At 50.1% G+C, this 21,032-nt stretch carries 21 protein-coding genes; 6 read left to right on the top strand and 15 right to left on the bottom strand.

Features of this window, described 5'->3' with window-relative positions; genetic code table 11:
* Window positions 1-235: 235 nt before the first annotated feature.
* The 11 genes from L6H70_RS14415 to L6H70_RS28695 all read right to left on the bottom strand — a co-directional run bounded on the left by L6H70_RS14415 (window position 236) and on the right by L6H70_RS28695 (window position 13,158).
* A complete protein-coding gene (locus L6H70_RS14415) occupies window positions 236-2,485 on the bottom strand; it encodes an AraC family transcriptional regulator (protein ID WP_236334208.1) in 2,250 nt (749 codons plus the stop codon).
* A 62-nt stretch (window positions 2,486-2,547) separates the two neighbouring features.
* On the bottom strand, window positions 2,548-3,726 hold the full coding sequence (locus tag L6H70_RS14420; RefSeq protein ID WP_236334210.1) for an MFS transporter: 1,179 nt from the start codon (window positions 3,724-3,726) through the stop codon (window positions 2,548-2,550).
* Window positions 3,727-3,740: 14 nt separating this feature from the next.
* A complete protein-coding gene (locus L6H70_RS14425) occupies window positions 3,741-4,727 on the bottom strand; it encodes an ROK family protein (protein WP_236334212.1) in 987 nt (328 codons plus the stop codon).
* A gap of 28 nt (window positions 4,728-4,755) precedes the next feature.
* A complete protein-coding gene (locus L6H70_RS14430; RefSeq protein WP_236334214.1) occupies window positions 4,756-6,474 on the bottom strand; it encodes a hypothetical protein in 1,719 nt (572 codons plus the stop codon).
* On the bottom strand, window positions 6,474-7,346 hold the full coding sequence (locus tag L6H70_RS14435; RefSeq protein ID WP_236334216.1) for a carbohydrate ABC transporter permease: 873 nt from the start codon (window positions 7,344-7,346) through the stop codon (window positions 6,474-6,476). Before L6H70_RS14435 ends, L6H70_RS14430 begins: the two co-directional genes overlap by 1 nt.
* A 39-nt stretch (window positions 7,347-7,385) precedes the next feature.
* Window positions 7,386-8,294: an ABC transporter permease gene (locus L6H70_RS14440; RefSeq protein WP_423802826.1), complete on the bottom strand. Its 909-nt coding sequence runs from the start codon at window positions 8,292-8,294 to the stop codon at window positions 7,386-7,388.
* A gap of 87 nt (window positions 8,295-8,381) precedes the next feature.
* Window positions 8,382-9,989 (bottom strand): extracellular solute-binding protein, encoded by a 1,608-nt coding sequence (locus L6H70_RS14445; protein ID WP_236334220.1) that lies wholly within the window; start codon window positions 9,987-9,989, stop codon window positions 8,382-8,384.
* Window positions 9,990-10,384: 395 nt separating this feature from the next.
* Entirely contained in the window at window positions 10,385-11,548 is a 1,164-nt protein-coding gene (locus L6H70_RS14450; RefSeq protein ID WP_236334222.1) for a serine hydrolase domain-containing protein, read from the bottom strand.
* Between the two features lie 166 nt (window positions 11,549-11,714).
* Window positions 11,715-12,413 carry an SDR family oxidoreductase gene (locus L6H70_RS14455; RefSeq protein WP_236334224.1) on the bottom strand — a complete coding sequence of 233 codons (699 nt, stop codon included), beginning with the start codon at window positions 12,411-12,413 and terminating at the stop codon, window positions 11,715-11,717.
* A gap of 34 nt (window positions 12,414-12,447) precedes the next feature.
* Window positions 12,448-12,903, bottom strand: coding sequence for a VOC family protein (locus L6H70_RS14460; protein WP_054939522.1), 456 nt, complete (start codon window positions 12,901-12,903; stop codon window positions 12,448-12,450).
* 129 nt (window positions 12,904-13,032) lie between these two features.
* Window positions 13,033-13,158 carry a hypothetical protein gene (locus tag L6H70_RS28695; protein WP_279306757.1) on the bottom strand — a complete coding sequence of 42 codons (126 nt, stop codon included), beginning with the start codon at window positions 13,156-13,158 and terminating at the stop codon, window positions 13,033-13,035.
* 5 nt (window positions 13,159-13,163) lie between these two features.
* Here L6H70_RS28695 and L6H70_RS28920 point away from each other — a divergent pair, with 5 nt between their 5' ends.
* Both L6H70_RS28920 and L6H70_RS14465 read left to right on the top strand, forming a co-directional pair.
* Entirely contained in the window at window positions 13,164-13,271 is a 108-nt protein-coding gene (locus tag L6H70_RS28920; protein WP_423802827.1) for an amidase domain-containing protein, read from the top strand.
* A gap of 173 nt (window positions 13,272-13,444) precedes the next feature.
* Window positions 13,445-13,828, top strand: a complete 384-nt coding sequence (locus tag L6H70_RS14465; protein WP_236334227.1) for a hypothetical protein — start codon at window positions 13,445-13,447, stop codon at window positions 13,826-13,828.
* A gap of 719 nt (window positions 13,829-14,547) precedes the next feature.
* On the opposite strand, the gene L6H70_RS14470 is transcribed toward L6H70_RS14465, so the two are convergent.
* Both L6H70_RS14470 and L6H70_RS14475 read right to left on the bottom strand, forming a co-directional pair.
* Window positions 14,548-14,751: a hypothetical protein gene (locus L6H70_RS14470; RefSeq protein ID WP_236334228.1), complete on the bottom strand. Its 204-nt coding sequence runs from the start codon at window positions 14,749-14,751 to the stop codon at window positions 14,548-14,550.
* Between the two features lie 179 nt (window positions 14,752-14,930).
* Entirely contained in the window at window positions 14,931-15,377 is a 447-nt protein-coding gene (locus L6H70_RS14475; protein ID WP_236334230.1) for a hypothetical protein, read from the bottom strand.
* A 126-nt stretch (window positions 15,378-15,503) separates the two neighbouring features.
* Here L6H70_RS14475 and L6H70_RS14480 point away from each other — a divergent pair, with 126 nt between their 5' ends.
* Genes L6H70_RS14480 through L6H70_RS14490 form a run of 3 tightly spaced genes read left to right on the top strand, consistent with a single transcriptional unit; the run spans window position 15,504 to window position 18,526 of the window.
* Window positions 15,504-16,385 (top strand): carbohydrate ABC transporter permease, encoded by an 882-nt coding sequence (locus L6H70_RS14480; protein ID WP_236334233.1) that lies wholly within the window; start codon window positions 15,504-15,506, stop codon window positions 16,383-16,385.
* Window positions 16,385-17,224, top strand: coding sequence for a carbohydrate ABC transporter permease (locus tag L6H70_RS14485; protein WP_236334235.1), 840 nt, complete (start codon window positions 16,385-16,387; stop codon window positions 17,222-17,224). Before L6H70_RS14480 ends, L6H70_RS14485 begins: the two co-directional genes overlap by 1 nt.
* Window positions 17,225-17,263: 39 nt before the next feature.
* The gene (locus tag L6H70_RS14490; protein ID WP_236334237.1) at window positions 17,264-18,526 is read left to right on the top strand and encodes an ABC transporter substrate-binding protein; all 1,263 of its coding nucleotides are present in this window, start codon (window positions 17,264-17,266) and stop codon (window positions 18,524-18,526) included.
* Window positions 18,527-18,616: 90 nt separating this feature from the next.
* Here L6H70_RS14490 and L6H70_RS14495 read toward each other — a convergent pair whose 3' ends face one another.
* A complete protein-coding gene (locus L6H70_RS14495; RefSeq protein ID WP_236334239.1) occupies window positions 18,617-19,426 on the bottom strand; it encodes a metallophosphoesterase in 810 nt (269 codons plus the stop codon).
* A 242-nt stretch (window positions 19,427-19,668) separates the two neighbouring features.
* On the opposite strand from L6H70_RS14495, the gene L6H70_RS14500 reads away from it, so the two are divergent.
* On the top strand, window positions 19,669-20,493 hold the full coding sequence (locus L6H70_RS14500) for a carbonic anhydrase (RefSeq protein WP_236334241.1): 825 nt from the start codon (window positions 19,669-19,671) through the stop codon (window positions 20,491-20,493).
* 62 nt (window positions 20,494-20,555) lie between these two features.
* Here L6H70_RS14500 and L6H70_RS14505 read toward each other — a convergent pair whose 3' ends face one another.
* Window positions 20,556-21,032 carry a DUF2231 domain-containing protein gene (locus tag L6H70_RS14505; protein WP_236334242.1) on the bottom strand — a complete coding sequence of 159 codons (477 nt, stop codon included), beginning with the start codon at window positions 21,030-21,032 and terminating at the stop codon, window positions 20,556-20,558.

The following is a 21,032-nucleotide window of genomic DNA, read 5'->3' on the forward strand; positions in this document are numbered from 1 at the left end:
CTTCTTTGCGATTCTTCAAATGTGCCTGCATCAGGTATAGTTGCATTTATCTTAACACGTTTAACTAGCTCAACATATCCGCTGTATAAGCTGAGGTATACAATTTTTAGTTATTATAAATTTAATTGTCCTGCATGAAATCTAACTAAAGTTATAAGCCGGTCAATAAATACAGAAAAAGCCGGCAATCCGGCGAAAAAACGGCCTGACTGTCGGCTTATCATCCTATGCTGGATTAATTCTCATGCTCATCTGTACCCGGCTTCATCCGGTGCTTGCGGTAGTCGCCGGGCGTTACACCGACTACCCGCTTGAACACCCGCCCAAAGGTAATGGAGCTTGTATACCCAAGCTTCAAGGCAATATCCTGGAGATTATCGCTTGTAGTTGCCAGCAGATATTCCGCCCGCTGCATCCGCAGCTGGGTCAGGAAATCTACGAATTTCATATCAAATTCCTCTTTGAACAGATGGCTGGCATATTTGCCGGAGATCTGAAACCGGTCACTGAGATGCTTCAGGGATAGGTCCGGGTTGTCAAAATTCTCTTCGATATAGACCTTCATCTCGCTGATCATGGCCCGGTAGCTCTTCGATTCATTCACAGATACATAAATCCGGTAAATTTCGGCCAGCCACTTCAGTATCACAGCGTGGACCTGCTCCAGTGTTGTCTGTGACTCCATTTCGCTATAGTATCCCTGCAGGCTGGGCTCGGCGAACATTCTGCGCAGGCTGTCCGACAACTGGCCAAGCTCGCGGTCAAGCATCTGGATCAGCATATGCAGCAGCATATGAATCTCTTCATCCTTGATCTGATCGCTGCTGAACCAGCGGAACAGCTCATCCACCCGCTGCCGCCAGTTCTCGTCGGCAATCCGGAATTCACGGACGATTTCACTCAACATCTGCAAATATTTATAGGAATGCAGGGTGGAACGGTCCGGCAGGCTGTCACTCAGTACAATCATATCCCTGCCGAGCGACAGCTTATGCTGAAGCGCTGCTTCCGCTGCGGTGCAGGAATCCAAGATAGCTTCCAGTCCGTCAACAACCGGCCCAACACCTATCGCGAGCGACAGCCCAAGATTATCACTGACCCATCTCAGATAACGCTCAGCCAATATTCTCAGCCTATCCTTGCCCGTCCGCAAATCCCCACCGCTGCCGATCATCAGCCCGATCCGGTTGCCGCTCACCCACTCTGCCCAGCCCTGCAGCTGCTCTTCAACCGCCAGCTCCTGGAACAGATTCATAAGTGTCAGCTTGAGCATGTTCTGCTCCTTGGCCGGATATTTTCTGCGAAATTCCTCATATTGGTTCATCTCTGCTGCAATAAAGGCAAACTGTACCGCCTCATCCGTAAAGGGCTTAAAGTGCTGCAGCTTCTCCTCCAGCGATGAAGTCCCTTGCTCCCCTTCCATTAAATCCAGAAAGAGCTGGCGCCGCTGGACAAGCAGATTCTCATCGTATTGCTTCTGGTAGCTTACCGTCTGGTTAATCAACGTTTCCAGCGCCCGGTCAATCAGCACAAGCTCGCTTCTCGAGGTGTTATCGAGGCTTTCTTCACGGAACTGCAGTGCCTGGATCCGGTTCATCATCGCTTGAATTGGCCGGTAGTTTTTGCGGGTGATATACAGGATGTACAGGGTTCCCAGCACAACGGTCAGGATACCGATGATAATCCAGAGATACGAGACAACAGACATCCAGGCGAACAGCTCGCCTGCACGAATACCGCTCTCAAAGGTCCAGCCTGTGTTATCCAGTGTGATCCGGGTCAGCACATCCCCCTCCGGAATATCGTTTTCCTGGTGAGCAGCATAGACCAGGTCTCCCTGGTCACCCAGCACACGCATGAAGGAGACCTGGCTTTTCGTCATGTCATCAATCATCCGTTCGAGCCGGTACATGCTTAGATTCACTACAACCACACCCTCTGCCCCAAACGGCAGCGGCAGCATTTTGCCCATGCTAATCACCCGCACCGTCTGATCAGAGCTGAATAACCGGAGCGTACGGACATCACTCCAGTTCCGTTCCTCATTCTCCGCCAGCACCCCGGCCAGATAATCCCGGTCAGCAAAAACATCCCGGTCGACCAGCCCGTTAAGCGTCAGCACCTTATCGTCCCACTTACGGTAAATATAGATGGAATCAATCAGCTGGTTGCGGTACAGCATCCCCCGCATATCATTCACCGTATTATAGAGCCGGGTCCGGTCACCTTGATCACTCAGCCCGCTCAGGAAATCCCCGTAATCGTGATTGGTCTCCATTTCCTGAAGCACAGAGAGCTCCACATCACTTAATGCATTCTGCACGGAATCCACGACGTAGCCTGTAGAGATGCGGTTCGCCTTGTTGGTTTCGCTGCGGGACAGCTCGCCTACGATCAGAAACGACAGGAAAATCAGGATAGACACGGTCAGCAAAAAGATAGGGAAGTAGGAGAACATCATGCTTCTCGACCAGTTCCGTCTCATATGTACTCCCGCCCTTCTTCAATGGGTTCCGAAGCATGCCGCCCGATGAATGACAGGAAACATTACACGGGCATCTTCGCTAATCGGTTAATCCAATATAGCATGCCCGCACCGATAAGTGCACTACCTGTACAAGCCAGATACATCATCTGTGCACCGCCCGAATAAAACAAATACCCGTTCAGCAGGTTACCCACGATCCCGCCAAGTCCGGAAAAAACCATATTGAATACGCTTTGGCCCGTCGCCTGCATTCTTTTGCCGGAAGCCTGGGCCACATATTCCACAGCAGCCACATAAAACAGCCCGAAGGACAGTCCATGCAGAACCTGAATGCCTACCATGACCGCCGGCACCGGAAACAGCCACTGAATCCCCCAGCGCAGCGCATAAAATAAAGCCGCCAGCAGCAGCGTCCGCTCATGGCCGATCCCCCTGAGGATTCGGGCGGCCAGCAGCATCGAAGGGATGTTCGTCAGGGAGGCGAGCAGCAGGGCTGTGCCCACAAGCGAATAGCTGCCCCCCGCCTCCTGAAAGGCCAGGACGAAGAATGAGTTGTATGCCGTCAGTGTCTGGTTTACGAAAAAGCAGGCAATCAGAAACAGCAGGAACAGGCGGTTCCCCAGCAGTTCCTTCATCCCTTGCGACAGGGAAATCGCCGCAGCTTTGCTCTCTGTACTGCGGGATAAGGTCAGCACCGTAGCGGTTCCTGCCAGACTAAGAGCCAGAAAAGGCATCCACAGCCGGGTGATCTCGAAGCTCGACAGATAGAATCCTCCGGCATAGCCGCCCAGTGCTGTACCCAGGCTGCCCAGGCTGCGGATCGTTCCATAAGAAGTACGGCCCCTCGATGCGGCAGTGACCGCATAGGAATCTGCTACAGGACTTTGCGTCGCCTGGAAGATAATAGACAGTATATAGACTATCACAATGATTGCAGTATATTGGAAGCTATAAAACAAAGACAGGCAGGCCGGTACAGAGATCGCAAGAATCAGTACCAGCTTGGTCTGACGGTACCTGTCAACGAGCAGTCCCCACACCGGCTGGACTACAATGGACAGTAACGTGCCGATCGACATCAGCACACCGACTACATTGGCCCCGATGCCCTGATGCACAAATAAGGTCGTTAAATAGGGATTAAACAGTCCGCCTGCGAGGCCTGTCAATAAATACAATAAGCGGAGCTTAAGCAGCTCCGTTTTGGCTTCCTGCGGAATGATCGCCGTATATTCCATAGTGCATTCATCCTTTACCACAGAATCGCCGCAGCGGCAGCCGCTGCCCCCACCGCCCCGGCCCTATTGCCCAGCTTTGCCGGCCCGATGGCAACAGGAAACGGCAGATAGCGGTTCACCCGGTTGCGGATTTCATGCACATAATACTCTCCGGATGCCGCTACGCCTCCGCCCAGCACTACCAGCTGCGGGTTCAGCAGCACTGCTGCACTGGCAATGGCAGCCGCCAGATGCTCCAGCGGCTGCTCTATAATCTCACGCGCGGCGGGGTCCCCTTCAGCCGCTGCCTGCAGCACATGCCGGGCGTCCACCGCTTCGGCTATGCCGCCGGCAAGCTCCAGCAGCCGGGAATCCTGCCTAGCTGCCGGACCAGCCAGCCAGACTCTCGCCAGCGCCGTAATCCCGCTGCCGGATGCCACCGCCTCCAGCGGGCCGAAGGCTGCGGCGGAAACCGGAAACCGGCTGCGGGCATATCCGGCATCCACGACCATGTACCCTGCTTCACCGACGGCAAAGGACGCACCTTTATACAACCGCCCGTTCAGCAGCATTGCTCCGCCGATGCCGGTACCTACCGTGATCATCAGTACATGCTCTTTCCCTTGGGCGGCACCCTTCCAGCATTCGCCGAGCAGCGCCAGATTCACATCGTTATCTAAGTGCAGCCGCCCTTTATAATGACGGCGGATGACCGGCCGGATATCTTCTTCCGGCCAAGGAAGCGCCGGAGCCTGGGTCAGAATCCCCTCAGTATCGCCAATTACTCCCGGAAAGCCGATGCCGATGCCTTTCAGCTGCTGAAGGGTAAGCTGAAGTCCTGCCAGAAGCTGCTCCAATTCACTGAACAGCCATGCCATAAAAGGCTCCGGCGCTTCATGTGCCGTCGTGTTTCTCTGCTCCAGCAGTAGAATTCGGCCGTCTCCGCCTGTAATGCAAAACATAGTCTTCGTACCGCCAACATCAATCCCTGCGTGATAGCCGGTCTGATCCTCTGTTGTCATTGTTTGATGCCACCTTTCAGACTTGGCTTTAAGAAACCGGGTCCATCCTAAGTGTAAAGGACATGTTCTGCACACCGTCCTCCGGACGGTGGAGATAGATAATTTCCAGTTTACTCTCCTGCTCATCGCATAGGATAGAAGGCTCTGGTGCATCCGCTGTCACCCGGCATATTAAACCCGGAAGTGACCATAGTTCCGGACTCACCTTCGCCTGCAAGAGCCCTGGACCGGTAACTTCAAACAGCACTTCAACCGGAATCTCTGTGTCCAGCCGGACATCCACAGTCAGCAGATCCTTGTCCACTGAAGCTTCAAAAGTAATCCCCCGTAAATGGCTGTTCCAGCTCCTGCCCTGCTCCCTGCGGATAAGGCGCAAATAATACCGGGCTCCATCCACGTCTATCCAATGAACAGTCGCCGGATGCATCTGCCCGTTCGTATTCCGGCTCCCCGACATCGCCCCGATCATCCGCTTCTCCTCAATCCAAGCCGCCGCTGTGCACAGGTTACGGTTTTCTCCAGGCTTATCCCGCTCACATAGCTCGCGGAACTGCTTTTCCACTCTGCGGCTCTTCCCAAAGGCCGTGAACTGCGGAAGCAGCCCGGGCGGGAGCTCTCCGGCTGACAGCACAATAAGCGGATCATGACTGGTTTCACAGTTCGGTGCTGCCAGATGCTCATAGCCTGCTCCCAGTGCCAGGTAGAGGAATACACCAATCGAGCTGTGACCGGTCATCTCCATCTCATAAGCCCGCGAGAACGGCCCCGACAAATTCTCCAATACCGGATTGTAGAACAGGGCGATATTCTCCCACATTCCACGTTCGAGCGTACGCCCGGTCTCTCTGAAAGCAGCGGTATGCCCATACTTCCTCCACATGCCCAGCACTGTTAGATCCACACCGTAATAAGTAGTTGTATTAAATTCGGCTATACTTCCAAATTCTTCAAACCCCTTCAGGAAGGCCGCAGCCTCTTGGTCTGCATGCCGGGTCCATTCCTCATTTCCAAAGCGGTGCCCGTAGTAATGGACGATAAAGATATGCATCAGTTCAATATTCGAATTCATCGGGATGGCATCGGATAACCGCCGGTCTATGGAAGCTGAAACACTCTTCTTCATCGCCTCCTCCATCCGCTTCACAAGCGCCTGCGGCAGAACTAAGGCAAACTGCTCAAGAATTACAGCAAAGGTACTGGCAATGAATTCACGCCAATTGGGGTCATAGCTCTTCCAGACCGGCGGCAGCACCTCATCGACCGCAGTCTGCAGATATTGTCTAATCTTCTGGCCGTCCGCTCCCGGCAGCCCGGAATTTATTTCCCGGGAAAGTATGTCACTCAGCCGTTTGCCCACCTTCTCTGTAGTTTCACTGAGAAAAAAGGCGAATCCCGGCGCAAACTTTTTCCACTCATAATTGCCGGCCGGCGGCAGAGCCGCCTGTGGAGAAACGCGGAATGTTCCGTGATAGATCTCTTCCGGGCAATCGAACTGCAGGTCCATCACCCGATTCAATAAACCGCAGGCCCGCTCGGCATCGCCTGGACTGCTGCGGATCAGCAGTCCCAGCGCATAATGGGCACTGCTCCGCGTATTATGCCGGTCACTCCGTTCCTCGTCGATCAAGAGCTCCATCACCCCGTCATAGAGCGAATCCATGAGCGCCATGGATTGAACCACCAGATAACGCTGCCTTTCCGTTAGCTTGTCTATCATCGCCTGTGTCACAATGCTCCCCCCTTTCATTAGCCTTTGACTGCACCAACCATCATTCCGCTGATGAAATAACGCTGCAGGAACGGATAGACGATTAGAATCGGAACAGTGGAGAATACGACGCTCGCCGCTTTGAGGCTCTCGGGCATCAGCTGGGCCATCCCCAAGCCTTCCTGCTGCATCAGCTCGCTGACCTGATTGTTCTGAATCATCTGGTAGAGCTTCAGTTGGAGCGGATACAAATCCGGACGGTTGATATACATCAGCGCATCCTGGAATCCGTTCCAGCGTCCCACAGCATAGAACAGGCTGAGTGTAGCAAGTGACGGCAGCGACAACGGAAGAATGATGCGCAGCAGAGTGCCCAGATGGGTTGTACCGTCGATTTCCGCCGCCTCCTCCAGACTTTTCGGGATGCTGTTGAAGAAGGAAATCAGGATGATCATATAGAACGGACTGATCAGACCCGGCAGAACCAGCGCCCAGACCGTATCCAGCAAATGGAGGTTGCGAACCAGAATATAATCAGGGATAATGCCTCCGCTGAAGAACATCGTAATTACAATGATCAACATGAACCACTTGCGTCCGCGCAGGTCTTTTTTGGATAAAGAGTAAGCCACAGCAATGGTCATAACCATCGACAGGACAGTCGCCAGAACCGTCAGCATAATGGTGAAACCCAGGGACCGGATCATCGCCATATCGGAAAAGACCTTGGTGTAGGCATTAATATTAAACTCCCTTGGAAAAAAGGTCACGAGTCCCGACATAATCGGGCGGGTTGAGCTAAGAGAGATCGCAATAATATGAATAAAAGGCATTAAGCACAGCAGGATAACAAAAGTAATTATCAAGATATTAAAGATATCAAATATCCGGTTTGATGCGCGTTCGCTCATTGGATTTCCCCCTTCAGTCTTTCTCACGTTTGGCCTGGACTAGAGAATGCTCTCATCCGCCAGTTTCTTGGATGCATAGTTTGCACCGAGCAGGAAAATCAGTCCCACCAGCGCCTGGAACAGCCCCACAGCGGTAGCCAGCGAAATCTGCCCGGATTCAATACCAACCCGGTAGACAAAGGTACTCAGCACCTCTGAGTAATCCCGTACAGCCACGTTGCCGATGATGAACGGACGGTCAAAGCCGATGGAAATCATATTGCCCAGGTTGATAATCAGCAGGGTGGCGATAGTAGTTTTGATGCCCGGAAGGGAAATATGCAGTATTTTCTTAAAACGACCTGCACCATCAACCTCAGCAGCCTCGAACAATTCTTTGTTGATCCCCGTCAAAGCCGCCAGATACAAGATCGTTCCCCAGCCTGCGCTCTGCCATACTCCGACCAGAAGATAGGTTACCAGCCAGTAATGCTTGTCGGAGAGGAACGGAATGGCATCCAGCCCCATACCTGTAAGCATGTTATTGATAAAGCCGGATTCGGTGCCGAACACCTGCAGCACAATGCCGCCGATAATAACCCATGAAATAAAGTGAGGAATATATAGTATCGTCTGGGCAAACTTCTTAAACCAGACAATCCGCAGCTCATAGAGCATAATTGCCAAAATTAGCGGAGCGGGAAACGAAATGATCAGGTCCAGCAGATTGAGCAGCAGCGTATTGCGCAGCGCCTTGAAGAAGTCATTGTTATGAAAGACCTCGCGGAAAATATCAAGTCCAACCCATTCACTCCCGCCGATGCCCTGGAAGAAGTTAAATTCTTTAAAAGCAATCTGTACCCCGTACATCGGCCCATATTTAAACACCAGGAAGTAAATGACCGGCAGTACGAGCAAAAGATACAATTGCCAGTTTCTGCGGATATAAGTGCTGTTCTTCACTGCCATCACTCTCCTCTCTTGTCTGCGGCAATATCCGGGGGCCTTGCCCGGCCCCCGGGGTACCTGCCGCTGTCTCTTTAATATTAAGGCCGCTTATTTAGAAGACATCTCTTTGTAAGCTTCGGTACGCTCATCCAGAATGGCCTGTCCGCCGCTTGCCATGTAATCCTTGATCATCGAATCGTAGGTGCTGTCGAACTGATCCGGTTTGATCATGGTCATTTTCACGATGATCTCCTGGAACTTGTCAGCCAGTGCCGTGCCATATTTCGCTTCCGCTTCGATCGGGTGATCGAATTTCACAGGCTGAATGTTGTCTGTATTCGAGATTTCCACCGACTTTTTCATATCTGCCTGGTATTTCTCCGGAGTCTGAGCAATGTACGCTGCTTCATTTTTGGCATCGTCTCCGGCATATTTACCATTAACGATGATGGCAAGGTCACCAAAGTTGTAGATCCGGTCCATCGCTTCCTGAGTCGCATCTGCTTTGACTACAGGCACTCCGTCTACGAGGGTATAGTTCTCATTCTCTACACCGAACTGCATATCGAAGAGATTCGTATCTGAAGCCATCCAATCCAGATATTTCAGTGCTGCTTCAGCATTTTTGCTGGATTTCGGGATCATGACGTACATGGCATTTGGCGCATAGGCCGGCTTGGCATGTTTGCCCTCCGAGTTCGTGAAGACATCAACCGGTGTGATCACAGCGCCCGGCACATTAGCCTGCAGATTTTCGTACCCGCCATTCGCTGAGAAGTACAGTTCCCCTGCATCCTCTGTATAGAAGCCGAGCAGACCATTCTGCAGATTCTGCCACAGCTGTTTCTTGTCTTTATCAAGGCCGAAGTCTTTGCTGATCAGACCTTCATTGTACAGCTTGTTCATGAATTTCAGACCATCCTTGAAGCCCGGAAGCAGCGTCGGATAATCATTGGAGCCCAGCTGCTGGGTTAAGGTATACTTCTGCTCATCCGTGAGCGGCTCAATGAAGGACCAGAGAAGCGGCTCATATTGAGCGGACGCCAGGCTCATCCCGAATGGAATGACCTTGCCGCCGGTATTGCCGGGGTCTTTATCCTTAAATGCTTTGAGTGTAGTGTAGAGCTCATCTGTTGTCTGCGGCACCGGCAATCCCAGCTTGTCCAGCCAATCCTGGCGGATGTAACCGGCGTATTTGCCCAGCACAAGTCTTCTGCCCGGAAGGGCGAATTGCTGGCCTTTATATTGTCCGTAGGCTAACGTGTCCTCGCCCAGAAACTTCTTGAGGTTCGGCGCATTCTTTTCCAGCAAGTCCGTAAGATCTGTCAAACCGCCCTGCTCAGCATACCGGTTGAAGGTTCCTGAATCGTAAGTGAACACAATGTCCGGCACTTCACTTTGGCTGGCCATCAGGACATTCAGCTTCTGAATTTCTTCCGAACGCGGCACCGGTACGAACTGGACATCAATATTATTCGGCTTGCCAAAACGCTCCTGCACCAGCCTCGTCAAATAACTGTCGGTGATGGTGTAGCCGGCGGGGGAGTTCCCCCGGTCGAACAACTCTACTTTTAATGTAGTAGACTTGGATGATTCTGACGCCGCATTCCCGCTGGCAGCATCCTCCTTGGAAGAACATGCGGATAATAGCATAGAGGAGATTAATACGACCCCCACTGCGGGACCTGCCCATTTCTTAGACCAACTTGTTGTCATTCTCTCATCACCTTTCCCCTTTTGATGTTATTTAACGTGTCATCGAATGTTTCGACATTTGTGTACGACGCCCTCGATGTCACCTAGTATCACATTTATATCCGAAACTGCACAATAAACCATTTTCCACCTCAAAAAGACCATATATTATGTGCGATAACCTGACAAACAAACAATTATCGTCCAAACAAACTGCTTTCAACTAGCATAGCGGCTCCTGAAGAGACGTCAATCCTGTATATTTTACCTTGAGGTTAAGGTGGGATGCTCGGCAAACTATTTTCCAGTTATTTAAGTGGACGAATGAATCTGTTCTATTCTTGTCGTATATAACAAAAAAGCCCTCAGGATCATCCCCAGGGCTTTTACTTTTCGAAAAAGAGTTTGAATGTGCGCTACAGTTCTGTGATTGCTGCAAGAACCGTATTATTGAAGTAATCCGCATACATATTCTTGAACGGCTTCTGATGATCCAGCTCTACCGATAAATGAACCGTTACCGTCTGGTAGACCGGATCAACACAAAGGAAGGGACCGGCTGCGCCCCAGTGCGAATACGCTTTGGGTGAAAAAAGATCTCCCCCATCCCGTTTCGTCCCGTTGATTGCCCAGCCGTACCCCCAGTATGCTTCAGGAAATACCTCATCTCTGTATTGCGAGGACACCCCGGGAATCTGATTCCGGGTCATTTCTTTCACCGTTACCGGACTAAGCAGCCTTATCCCGTTAAAGATGCCGCCGTTTAAAAACATTTGGCCGAAAATGGCCAGATCCATCGCTGTAGAGTATGCCCCGCCGCCCGCAGATACTGAATTCAGCTGATATTCGGTTTCAGTCCACTCCGCACAGGCCGCCTCAGGTGAACGTCTCACCACTCTGCTCCGTACTTCCTGAGGCACCCGATAGTATGTATTTTCCATCCCCAGCGGCTCCAAAATGTTATCCCGCACGAACTCGTCATGAGCCTGGCCGCTGACGCGCCGGATGATTTCTCCCAGCAGCTCATATCCGTACCCGCAATAAGACATTGCCGTTCCCGGCTCACAGCTAAGAGGTGCATCATAGCCGCTATACAAGTACTCATGAAGCTCGGGGTCCTGGTTGGATGCGCTTGCAGGAAACTCCGTTCCTTCAGCCCGTTTGGCCTGTGCATGTAAGTGTATTTTCTCGCCGTCTAATCCGGAGGTATGGGTCAGCAGATGATGCACGCACACCTTGGATTTTCCCTCGCCTGTAAACTCGGGGATGTAATCCACGACCGGTCTGTTCAGCCCTGCCTTTCCTCGTTCAACTAACATCATCACAGCCGTTGCAGTAAACAGCTTCGTGATAGAACAGAGCGGAAATAACGTGTTAACGGTTAATGTGGCTGCGTCAGGCTCAGGGCCAATTTTTCCATCAGCTTGATGTACTAGAATAACTCCCTTTCTGGCAGCAACAATCACTTGTGCCGGTGTAATGTTGTCTTCCACCATCTGTGCGGCAGCAGCCTTAATCCGTTCGACACCTGATGCCGATACACCGGCCTGTTCTAGTGAACTTGCCACTAACTCAATCATAGAATGCCTCCAATATGTTTTTATTTAATGATTATATTAAATATTATACAAAAACATAAACATTCCTTCTTTTTTGGGAATTTTTCCTAATACTCAAAACCAAAAAAGCTGATTACGGTTTTCTGCCGAAATCAGCTCTTCCTTATTAGGCGGCCTGCTAGCGCACTTATATCTTCATATCCTTACCGGTATAATCCACGAACCTAAAGACGCCTTTGGGGTCTTTGCGCTGCTCGATCAGGGTGATAATGCCCCCGGCACTTTGGCGCGGATCGGTCGGTGCTTCTTCACCGCCCATGTCAGTATGCATCCAGCCGGGATGTACACTGAGCACATGGACTCCGCGATCCTGCAAATAGACGTGCAGCTGCTGTGAGAACATATTCATTGCTGTTTTGGAGATGGAATAGGGATAGTCTCCCGGATAGGCGTTAGAGATACTGCCCGCTTCCGAAGAAATATTAATAATAGAGGGCTTGGTTTCAGTGAGCAGTGGCAGGAAGTGCTTGACCACCCGGATGGGCCCATACAGATTAATATCCATAGTAGTCAGCATGTCCTGCAGATCCAGCACTTCAACTGGCGTGTTACGGGCGGTCAGGACCGCCGCGTTGTTAATAATAGCCCCGAGTGTCCGCTCTTGCGCCTTCAGCTCTGCAGCCAGTGCTGCAATTCCTTCTTCGTCCGTCACATCCAGCCTCGCCACGGTTAGTTTATCTCCGTAGGCGGCCGCAAGCTTCGCCAGTTCCGGCTGTTCCTGCTCAGGATGCCGGACCCCGGCAATAACGCCGTGACCTCTTTCCAGTGCTTCAGCCACCAGCTCTACACCCAGGCCGCGTCCGGCACCGGTAATCAGAATATTCATCATAACTCCCCCTATATAGGCTACTCTGGCTGCTTTATTGCTTATCGTTCTCCAGCAGCTCCACGAGCACCTTTAATTCCTTGAAGGTATCCATATAAGCGTAACGGCCACCGGTATACTCACCCTTTTGCTGGAGCGGGAACCCCTTGCCCTCGAGCAGCATGATCTTTTCCTGCATGCCTTCGATTACAAAAGCAATATGATGCGGGCCTTCACCATGCTCATTCAGATAATCGCGCCATGTGCTCGGCTGATGGTCCGGCTCAATCAACTCCAGCTGCAACGATCCCATATCAAAAAAAGCCAGCTTCGCCCGTGCCTCTGTCGGGCCCCCATTATAGCGGGTCTGGGCAATGTCGGCTGTATCTGTAATAATAATCTCCGGCTGCTCCAGTCCAAAAAACTCCGCATACGCCGCGCTTACCTTCTCCACATCATTCACCAAAATCCCAATCTGTGTAACAAAATGATTACCAAGAACTCCTGACATATCTCCCAGCCTCCTTATAATCTGACCAGTCTACCATACCGATACTTTGAAAGGGCTGTCAAGTTTGAAAAGACAGACGGCGTTCAGCCTGCCAGCGGCGGAATCAACGGGATTTTTACCGTTGATTTCCTAGTTCAGCATGCCGGTTTCAAACATCTCATTAAGCATCTTCTTTACTTCCAGATCGCCGAAACCGCGAATGACCCGTTCGCTAAAACGTTCGTTGTAGTCGATGACGTCCAAGTAGATAAGCAAGCTATTTGTATGAGGGTGATATCGTTTCTTACGATAAAGGATCCGACTATACAATGAACCACACGGCTGTAGTAACAAACACGGATACGCCTTCTAATCCTCTGGTTTCATAGCACACAAAAGACCGTAAGAATGTATCTTGGGATTATTACATCATTTATACCCCTGATACAACAGTGATTCCTTATTTCACACACATTTTGTAGTATAATGATCAGGAAAAGTAGTACAATCCTAGGATTGTACTACTTTTTTATTCCGGAATCTTTGACAGGAGGGACTAAACATGAAACGGAAGAGAGTTGTTTTTTCACTGATCACTTTATTTGTCATTGTTTATGTTGCCGTAGGCGTGTGGATTTCACATGACACTAAGATTATTTTGGTAAAGGCAATGAGTGGGGCTGCTGACTATAAGGTATATATGAACGATAAAACATATCAAAATATTAACCCAGTTACACGTGATATGACGACGATACCTTATGTGTATGATAAAAAATATCATAAAATCGGGTTTGTCTTCCCTTTGCATTTCTTTTTTATATCAAAAGCATATGTAAATCAATTCTATTCAAAAGGGGACTTTGGTTTCAGGGAGCCGGTTAGGTTAAATCTAAAACTGAAATCTGGGAAATGGTACGCTACTGATGTGTACATTGAACCATAAGAATTGTTTCACAAGGGTATTAGGATGATAGAGACCCATTGCATTAGCAGTAAACATACACTGATTCCGTTGAGGAGTCCTTAAGATGCTTGCATCAGGGTTTTTGTCATTTCCGTATGAAAAAACAACAGCCCCTCCAGAGAGCTGCTGTTTTTTGTTCTGCTCTTGATTCCTGTGTTATAGCAGCCTTATCCATTATCTTCTAAGGCCTCTCATTCAACGGATTGCATGCTCATTTGGGTTACAGCTCCACCGATTTCCCCGACCCCGGTCACATTTATTTTTTAGCTACTCTCATTCTGATCACTGGGCATAACCCAGAATTCACCTGCATTCAATTGAATATATTTGAATACATTTGTATTCAAATACTAAGATAATAGCCCTTTCTTCTTTTCACCAGACCCGCACAAAAAGAGACGTCCAATTGGGACCCCTCTTATGATATACACATGGTGATACACACAGTTAAATATATACTACATATATATTTTTAAATTTTTTTGCTCATCGTTATACACTTCATTACAAATCCATGTGTACGTCAGTACACAGTGCCTTATACTGCCTTCCCTCTTTGAGGAAAGACACTGCTTCGCTGCACAACTGCTGGAACACCCCCGTTTGCGCATTACGGCCAACTATTCACAACTTCTTGGAGCGTCAGTAGCTCAGATCTGAGTTAGGCAGGACTGGAAAAAAGGGATGAATCTCTATTATTATTCTTGACTATAGTCAGCTGGTAGGATAAAGGTCTCCTCATCAGACTCAAAGTGAAATCCTTTGAATCGGTAATAGGCGTTTAGTGCATCGGACATAGCTAATATCTCATCTTCAACAGATTTACCGAAGTGAGTTAGAATATAAGATTTGATAAATTCATTTTTTTCACGGTTTTCTTTAGCGACTTCTTCCCAGGGCATAAACAACCTCCTACTTAATGATTTCAGCTTAATTACCTTTCCAGAAAATGACTTCGACAATCTCGAGAATACCCTGCTTTTTTGTTGCCTGATTAGGCTCCAAATCTTGGTACACAATTTACTTTACGCCAGCCCATTCACTAAATCAATAGGCGTAATATAGCCATTAGACCGTACCGCTAATCGCAAAATCTCTCTTTCCATCCTTGTGTACTGACTCTGTTCACCTCCGCATGCTGCAACAGGCATGGAATTAATAAGGATTTGAATAGAGAAACCGTCAACTCCGGCGCCGATTCCAAATCATCATAGGGTACCGAGACTACACGGTAGCCTGCAATCTGCAGATAAGTTTCCCTGTTTAGCTCCTGCCGGTACCTGGTGCGGTCTGTATGCTGCACATGGGGACCATATCCTTTTATCTCAATGGCAAACTTCACCTGGCCCGGCTTCCATACCAGATCAACAAAGTATGGCCGGCCCCGCCAGTCTGAGACCTCATACTCCGTCCCACTCCCCTCCTCTGCACAAAAAAAGTCCCGCACCCCAATAAACCATGGAGTACGGGACGTTCTTCGTCCGTTTTTTAGATTATAAAGTTTACTATTCTCCAGCTTCAATGACATCATTTCATTCTGTAAACCAGAAATTCCCGCACAACTAATTTGGTAAATTCTAGAATACCTGATTCGGATATTTGTTCTTCCGGTTATTTAATGAAATGTTTACTTTACATCAAGGGGTGAGGAACGATGGACCATAAAAGAAGATCAGGCCTGATGCAGCAGTTTATCTTTGTCGGGCCAACTTCCCTGTTTTTCTTTGTTATTGTACTGATTCCATTCTTTTTGGGACTTTATTATTCGTTTACCAGCTGGAACGGAATCTCGCGTCATGTGGAGTGGACGGGCCTGCGGAATTACCTGCATATTTTCACCAAGGACCCTTCCTTTCTGCACTCGTTCTGGTTTACGGCCAAGTTTACTTTATTCGGTCTGGTGCTGACCAACCTGCTCGGCTTCGCACTCGCCTATGTGCTGACCCGCAGGCTATTTACGCGCAATGTGCTGCGGACGGTGTTTTTTGTTCCCCATGTCATTGGCGGCCTGTTGCTCGGGTTTATCTGGCAGTTTATTTTTGTCCGGGGATTCGAGTCGATCGGCCAGGCTACCGGCTGGTCCTTTTTCAATCTCCCATGGCTGGGTACTGGAGGAACCGCTTTCTGGGCGATTGTGATCGTGTTTGTCTGGCAAAATGCCGGCTATCTGATGGTGATCTACATCTCGGCGATCAACAACGTTCCGCGGAGCCTGATGGAAGCTTCCCGGGTTGACGGAGCCGGGCGGATGCAGACACTGCGCCATGTTACAATTCCGCTGGTTATGCCGGCCGTAACGGTCTGCCTGTTCCTGTCGATCTCGTGGTCCTTCAAGCTGTTCGACCTGAACCTGTCGCTGACCAAAGGCGGCCCGTTCAAAGCTACCGAATCCGTGGCGCTGAATATTTATAATGAAGCCTACACGATTAGCCGGTTCGGCATGGGCTCGGCCAAAGCGATGATTTTCTTCGTTGTTGTGGCCATCATCTCCCTCCTGCAGGTGAGAGCAACCAAGAAAAGAGAGGTGGAGCTGTAATGGAGAGTGCCGCCAAAAAATTCAAGGCCCCGCTGCTGCTGGCCGAACTGCTTATGCTCCTGCTGGGCCTAATATTCCTGGTTCCGTTTTATTTTCTGCTGGCGAACTCGGTCAAAAGCTACAGTGAAATTCTCTCGGATTCCGCTGCGCTGCCCTCTATGCTTCAATGGAGCAACTATGCTGAAGCGTGGAAAGCCACCGATTTCCCGCATGCTTTCCTGAACTCCTTCATTGTTACAGTTATCAGCAACGTGCTGCTCGCACTCCTCTGTTCGATGTGCGCCTACAAAATGGTCCGTAATAACAGCCTGTATAACCGTATGCTCTATATAGCACTGGTAGCGGCCATGGTTATTCCGTTTCAGGCGATAATGATTCCGCTAGTCAAGGTTGTGAGCGGATTAGGCGTGATGGATTCAACTGCCGGCCTGATTTTGGCTTATCTGGGATTTGGCGCGCCGATGACTGTTTTCCTCTTCCACGGCTTCGTCAAATCGGTGCCGGTAGACATTGAGGAGGCTTCACGGGTAGATGGCAGCAGCCCATACGGTACCTTTTTCCGGATTGTGCTTCCGCTGATGCAGCCGATCATCGTTACGGTGATCATACTGAATACGCTATGGATCTGGAATGACTACCTGATGCCATCGCTCATTCTGCAGGACCCGCAGCACCGCACGATCCCCATCGCCACATATGCCTTTTTCGGTCAATACACGAAGCAGTGGGATCTGGCGCTTCCGGGACTTGTGCTCGGGATTACGCCGGTGGTGATCTTTTTCCTGCTGATGCAGAAATATATTATTGAAGGCATCGCTCAGGGCTCCGTTAAGGGCTGACGATACATGCGATTTTCAGGCAGAGAGGATGAATCTGATATGAGCAAAAAACATGGACTTCTCCTCGCATGCTCGCTGCTGGCCGGGCTGACAGCCGGCTGCGGACGCGGCAGTGACCATGCGGATAGAATCAAAACGGTGCATATCTACCAGTTCAAGGTGGAAATATCCGAAGCGCTGGCTTCACTTAAAACCGAATTCGAGCAGGAGCACCCGGGCATCCGGCTGGAGATTCAGAGCGTCGGGGGCGGCAGCGATTATGGGGCATCCCTGCGCGCCAAGTTCTCGTCCGGTGACGAGCCGGACATCTTCACCATCGGGGGCAACAACGAACGCGATATGTGGCTGGAATACCTGGAGGACCTGAGCGGTGAGGCCTGGGCCAAGGATGTTAAGCCGCTCGCTGCAGAACAAATGACTGTAGACGGCAAGCTCTATGGTATGCCGATGAACCTGGAAGGCTACGGCTTCATTTATAATAAGAATCTGTTCAAGCAGGCCGGCATTACGGAGAAGCCGCTGACCCTCAGTGCTCTGCGGCAGGCAGCGGAGAAGCTGCAGGCTGCAGGGATCACGCCTTTTGCCAACGGATATCAGGAATGGTTCGTGCTTGGCAATCATAACGTCAATGTAGCCTTCGCCCAGCAACCCGACCCGGAAGCGTTCATTGCGGGACTGACAGACGGCTCAAGGACATTCAATGGGGATCCGATATTCTCCAAGTGGATGGACCTGCTCGATCTTACGGTTGAATATGGCAACAAAAATCCGCTCTCGACCGATTACAATACCCAGGTAACCATGGTCGCCAGCGGAGAAGCGGCGATGATGCAGCAGGGTAACTGGACCCAGGGACAAATCGACGGCATCAATCCGGACCTGAATCTGGGCATCCTGCCGATGCCGATTGATGATACGGCCGAAGACAACGATAAGCTCTATGTAGGAGTGCCCAGTAACTGGGTCGTTAATAAGAACTCTCCCGTTAAGGAGGAGGCCAAGCTCTTCTTGGACTGGCTTGTAACCTCAGAGACCGGCAAAAGATACATCACCAAAGAGTTCCAGTTCATCCCTGCCCTCGACAGTATTAAGGGCACTGAAGAAGAGCTCGGGGCACTGGGTGCCGAAGTACTGGACTATACGGATAAGGATCAAGCCCTGACCTGGAACTGGTCACGCCTTCCGAACGGAATGCCGCAGGAATTATCGAGCAGCATTCAGGGTTACCTCGGCGGCAAGCTGACCAAAGAAGGTATGCTGAAGGAGTTTCAGGTCAACTGGGACAATCTCAGTGTGCAGTAACCACCGTTTTTATTTTGCTTCTATATACTGAGCACAAGCCGCGCAGCGATGCGCGGCTTGTATTTTTAGATTATAGCCGTTCTCTTTCCGCTACATCACCGTTACCCGGTAAGCATCAACCGTTGCTGCAGTCCCATTGAGGGTTAGTGTCGCATTGTAATATCCACGGTCACCAGGCTTGCATTTATAATCTCCGGAACATCCGGTCACGAAAAATTTTGTCTTCGAAAACCCCGGATAAATATGGGCCAGCTTCCGGTAGAATTTATGCCCGTGATGGGTGAAGATAGCCAGCACCCGATCTCTCACCTTTACCGGAATCGCTGCAAAAAACTTCCCCGTCTCTGTCCCGCTGAGCACATGACTGGGATCAACAGTAATCCCGCTTACCTTTAAAGGCCAATGAAAATCAATAATGTAATAATACCGGTCATCTAAATTTTTCAGCAGCTTTAGACTTTCCGGCGTGAATTTCCCGAGTGCACAATCAAGCCATACATACCTCACCTTGCCCTGTGTACCCGGAAAATCCATCTGCCCGGCTGCAGCTCCTAAATATTTAGTAAATAAGGACCGGGTGCTTGCCTCCCAATTCCCGATTGAGGCTTTGTAAGGAATACTCCCGAGCGTGCACGTAACCGTATCCTTGAAATCCTTATAGAAGGCATCAGCATTACTTCCATGATTAGCCCCTGCCTGTGCATTATCCCCGCCAAAAATCACAAATCTTTTGTTCCCGCTGCTCACCGCTTGGGGTAAAAGATTTCTAAAAATAACTGAGCTGTTCCCGTATCCCACATGGCTGTCTCCGATGACTGCAAAATTAATGCTCTGGGCCTTCACCTTGCGCTTCAAGCTGCGTCCCTGCTCAGCTCCGGATGAAAGGCTCCGCTTCTTCATTATTCCGTTCCGCTTTTTCATAAGCAATCCCCTCATCGAATGGGTTAGAATTTCCTGTCATATTTATATTCGATGAGCACGGAAAGCTCTTGGACTCGCTAAATGAACGAAGGGGCAGGCCCAGGATAACTGGATACTTAGAACCAAAAAAGGCTTGAGTCTTTTTTCACTTGTTGCTCATACATCCATTATTTACAATATAAATAACAATGTTCCATAAGAAAAAGAAAGAAGGCTGCTGTATGCGCATCAATAAATGGATACCGCGAATACTGTTCCCCGCCATGGTTATGTCTATGATGGCCGGATGCGGAAACAACGCAACTAACAATGAGGCAGAAGGAAAAAACGAACCCTCACCAACTACCGGTGCACATCAGGCGCACTGGTCTTATGAAGGTGATACCTCTCCGGAGCACTGGGCTGAGCTGGATCAGCTGTTCACAACCTGCAGTACCGGTACCGCTCAATCACCGGTTAATATCCTTCATGACCAAGTAAAGGACGACGAGAGCCTATCCCCGATCAAGGTGGAGTATTCGCCTTCCCCTGTAGCTATCATTAACAACGGCCATACGATCCAGGTAAACCTTAAGAATCAGGATAACCGGCTTGTGGTTGAAGGAAAGACCTATATATTGCAGCAGTTCCATTTCCATCTGCCCAGCGAGCATGAGCTGGACGGCAAACATGCTGAAATGGAGCTGCATCTGGTACATAAAAGCGAGGAAGGGTCGCTTGCCGTGCTGAGTGTTCTGATTCATAGCGGCAGCGAAAATACCGCACTGAACCAGCTATGGTCCCTGCTTCCGGCCAAAGAAAGTGAAGAAGAAACTCCGGTGGAGGGTAACTTCAATCTGAATGGGCTGCTGCCGGCAGATCTTCATTCGTTCCGCTACCAGGGTTCGCTCACCACACCGCCGTGTACCGAAGGAGTGCAGTGGATCGTCCTGGAGAATCCGGTGCAATGGTCCGGTGAGCAGATCGGCAAATTCGCCGCTATTTTCCCGCATGACAACCGTCCGGTACAAACACTTGGAAACCGAGAAATCGATAGTGATGAATAGGCTGCTGTCCATACAATATCCGTAGCCTAGTCGGCATTTGAGGGCTTACATCGATTATTTGGTTACTTGTGATTCCCCTGCACAGGGGGATTGACCAGAGTGCCATTGGCCGATACGCCTACGCCATCCGTATACACCATTTTGCCGCCGTAATAACCGGTTCCCAGTACAAGGCCGCAGGAAGCAAACGAAACAACCAGGTACAGCACCAGCGGAGCTTTTACAAATTCGCGTTTCCCTTTCAAGTACATCAGTAATCTCCATACAACGATCAAAGTAACGACCCAAGCGGTTAAGGTGGCGAGCAGTTCATGAGGCTCTAAGAATGATGTCACACCTCTGGCATCATCATCCGGCCCGGTTGCAATAGCGATCCAGGCTCCACCTGCAGCAAGCAGCCACATCCATAACCCGCCGACAGGATTCAAAGAGCGTTTTTTTAAGGCCAGCACCAAATCATAACCGAATCCGATGAGGATTAGGGCAATAGGGAAATGTACGACAATGGGATGGGTGTGGTTAAAAACTTCAGTGAACAT

Source organism: Paenibacillus auburnensis (assembly GCF_927798115.1).
Lineage (GTDB): Bacteria > Bacillota > Bacilli > Paenibacillales > Paenibacillaceae > Paenibacillus_AQ > Paenibacillus_AQ auburnensis.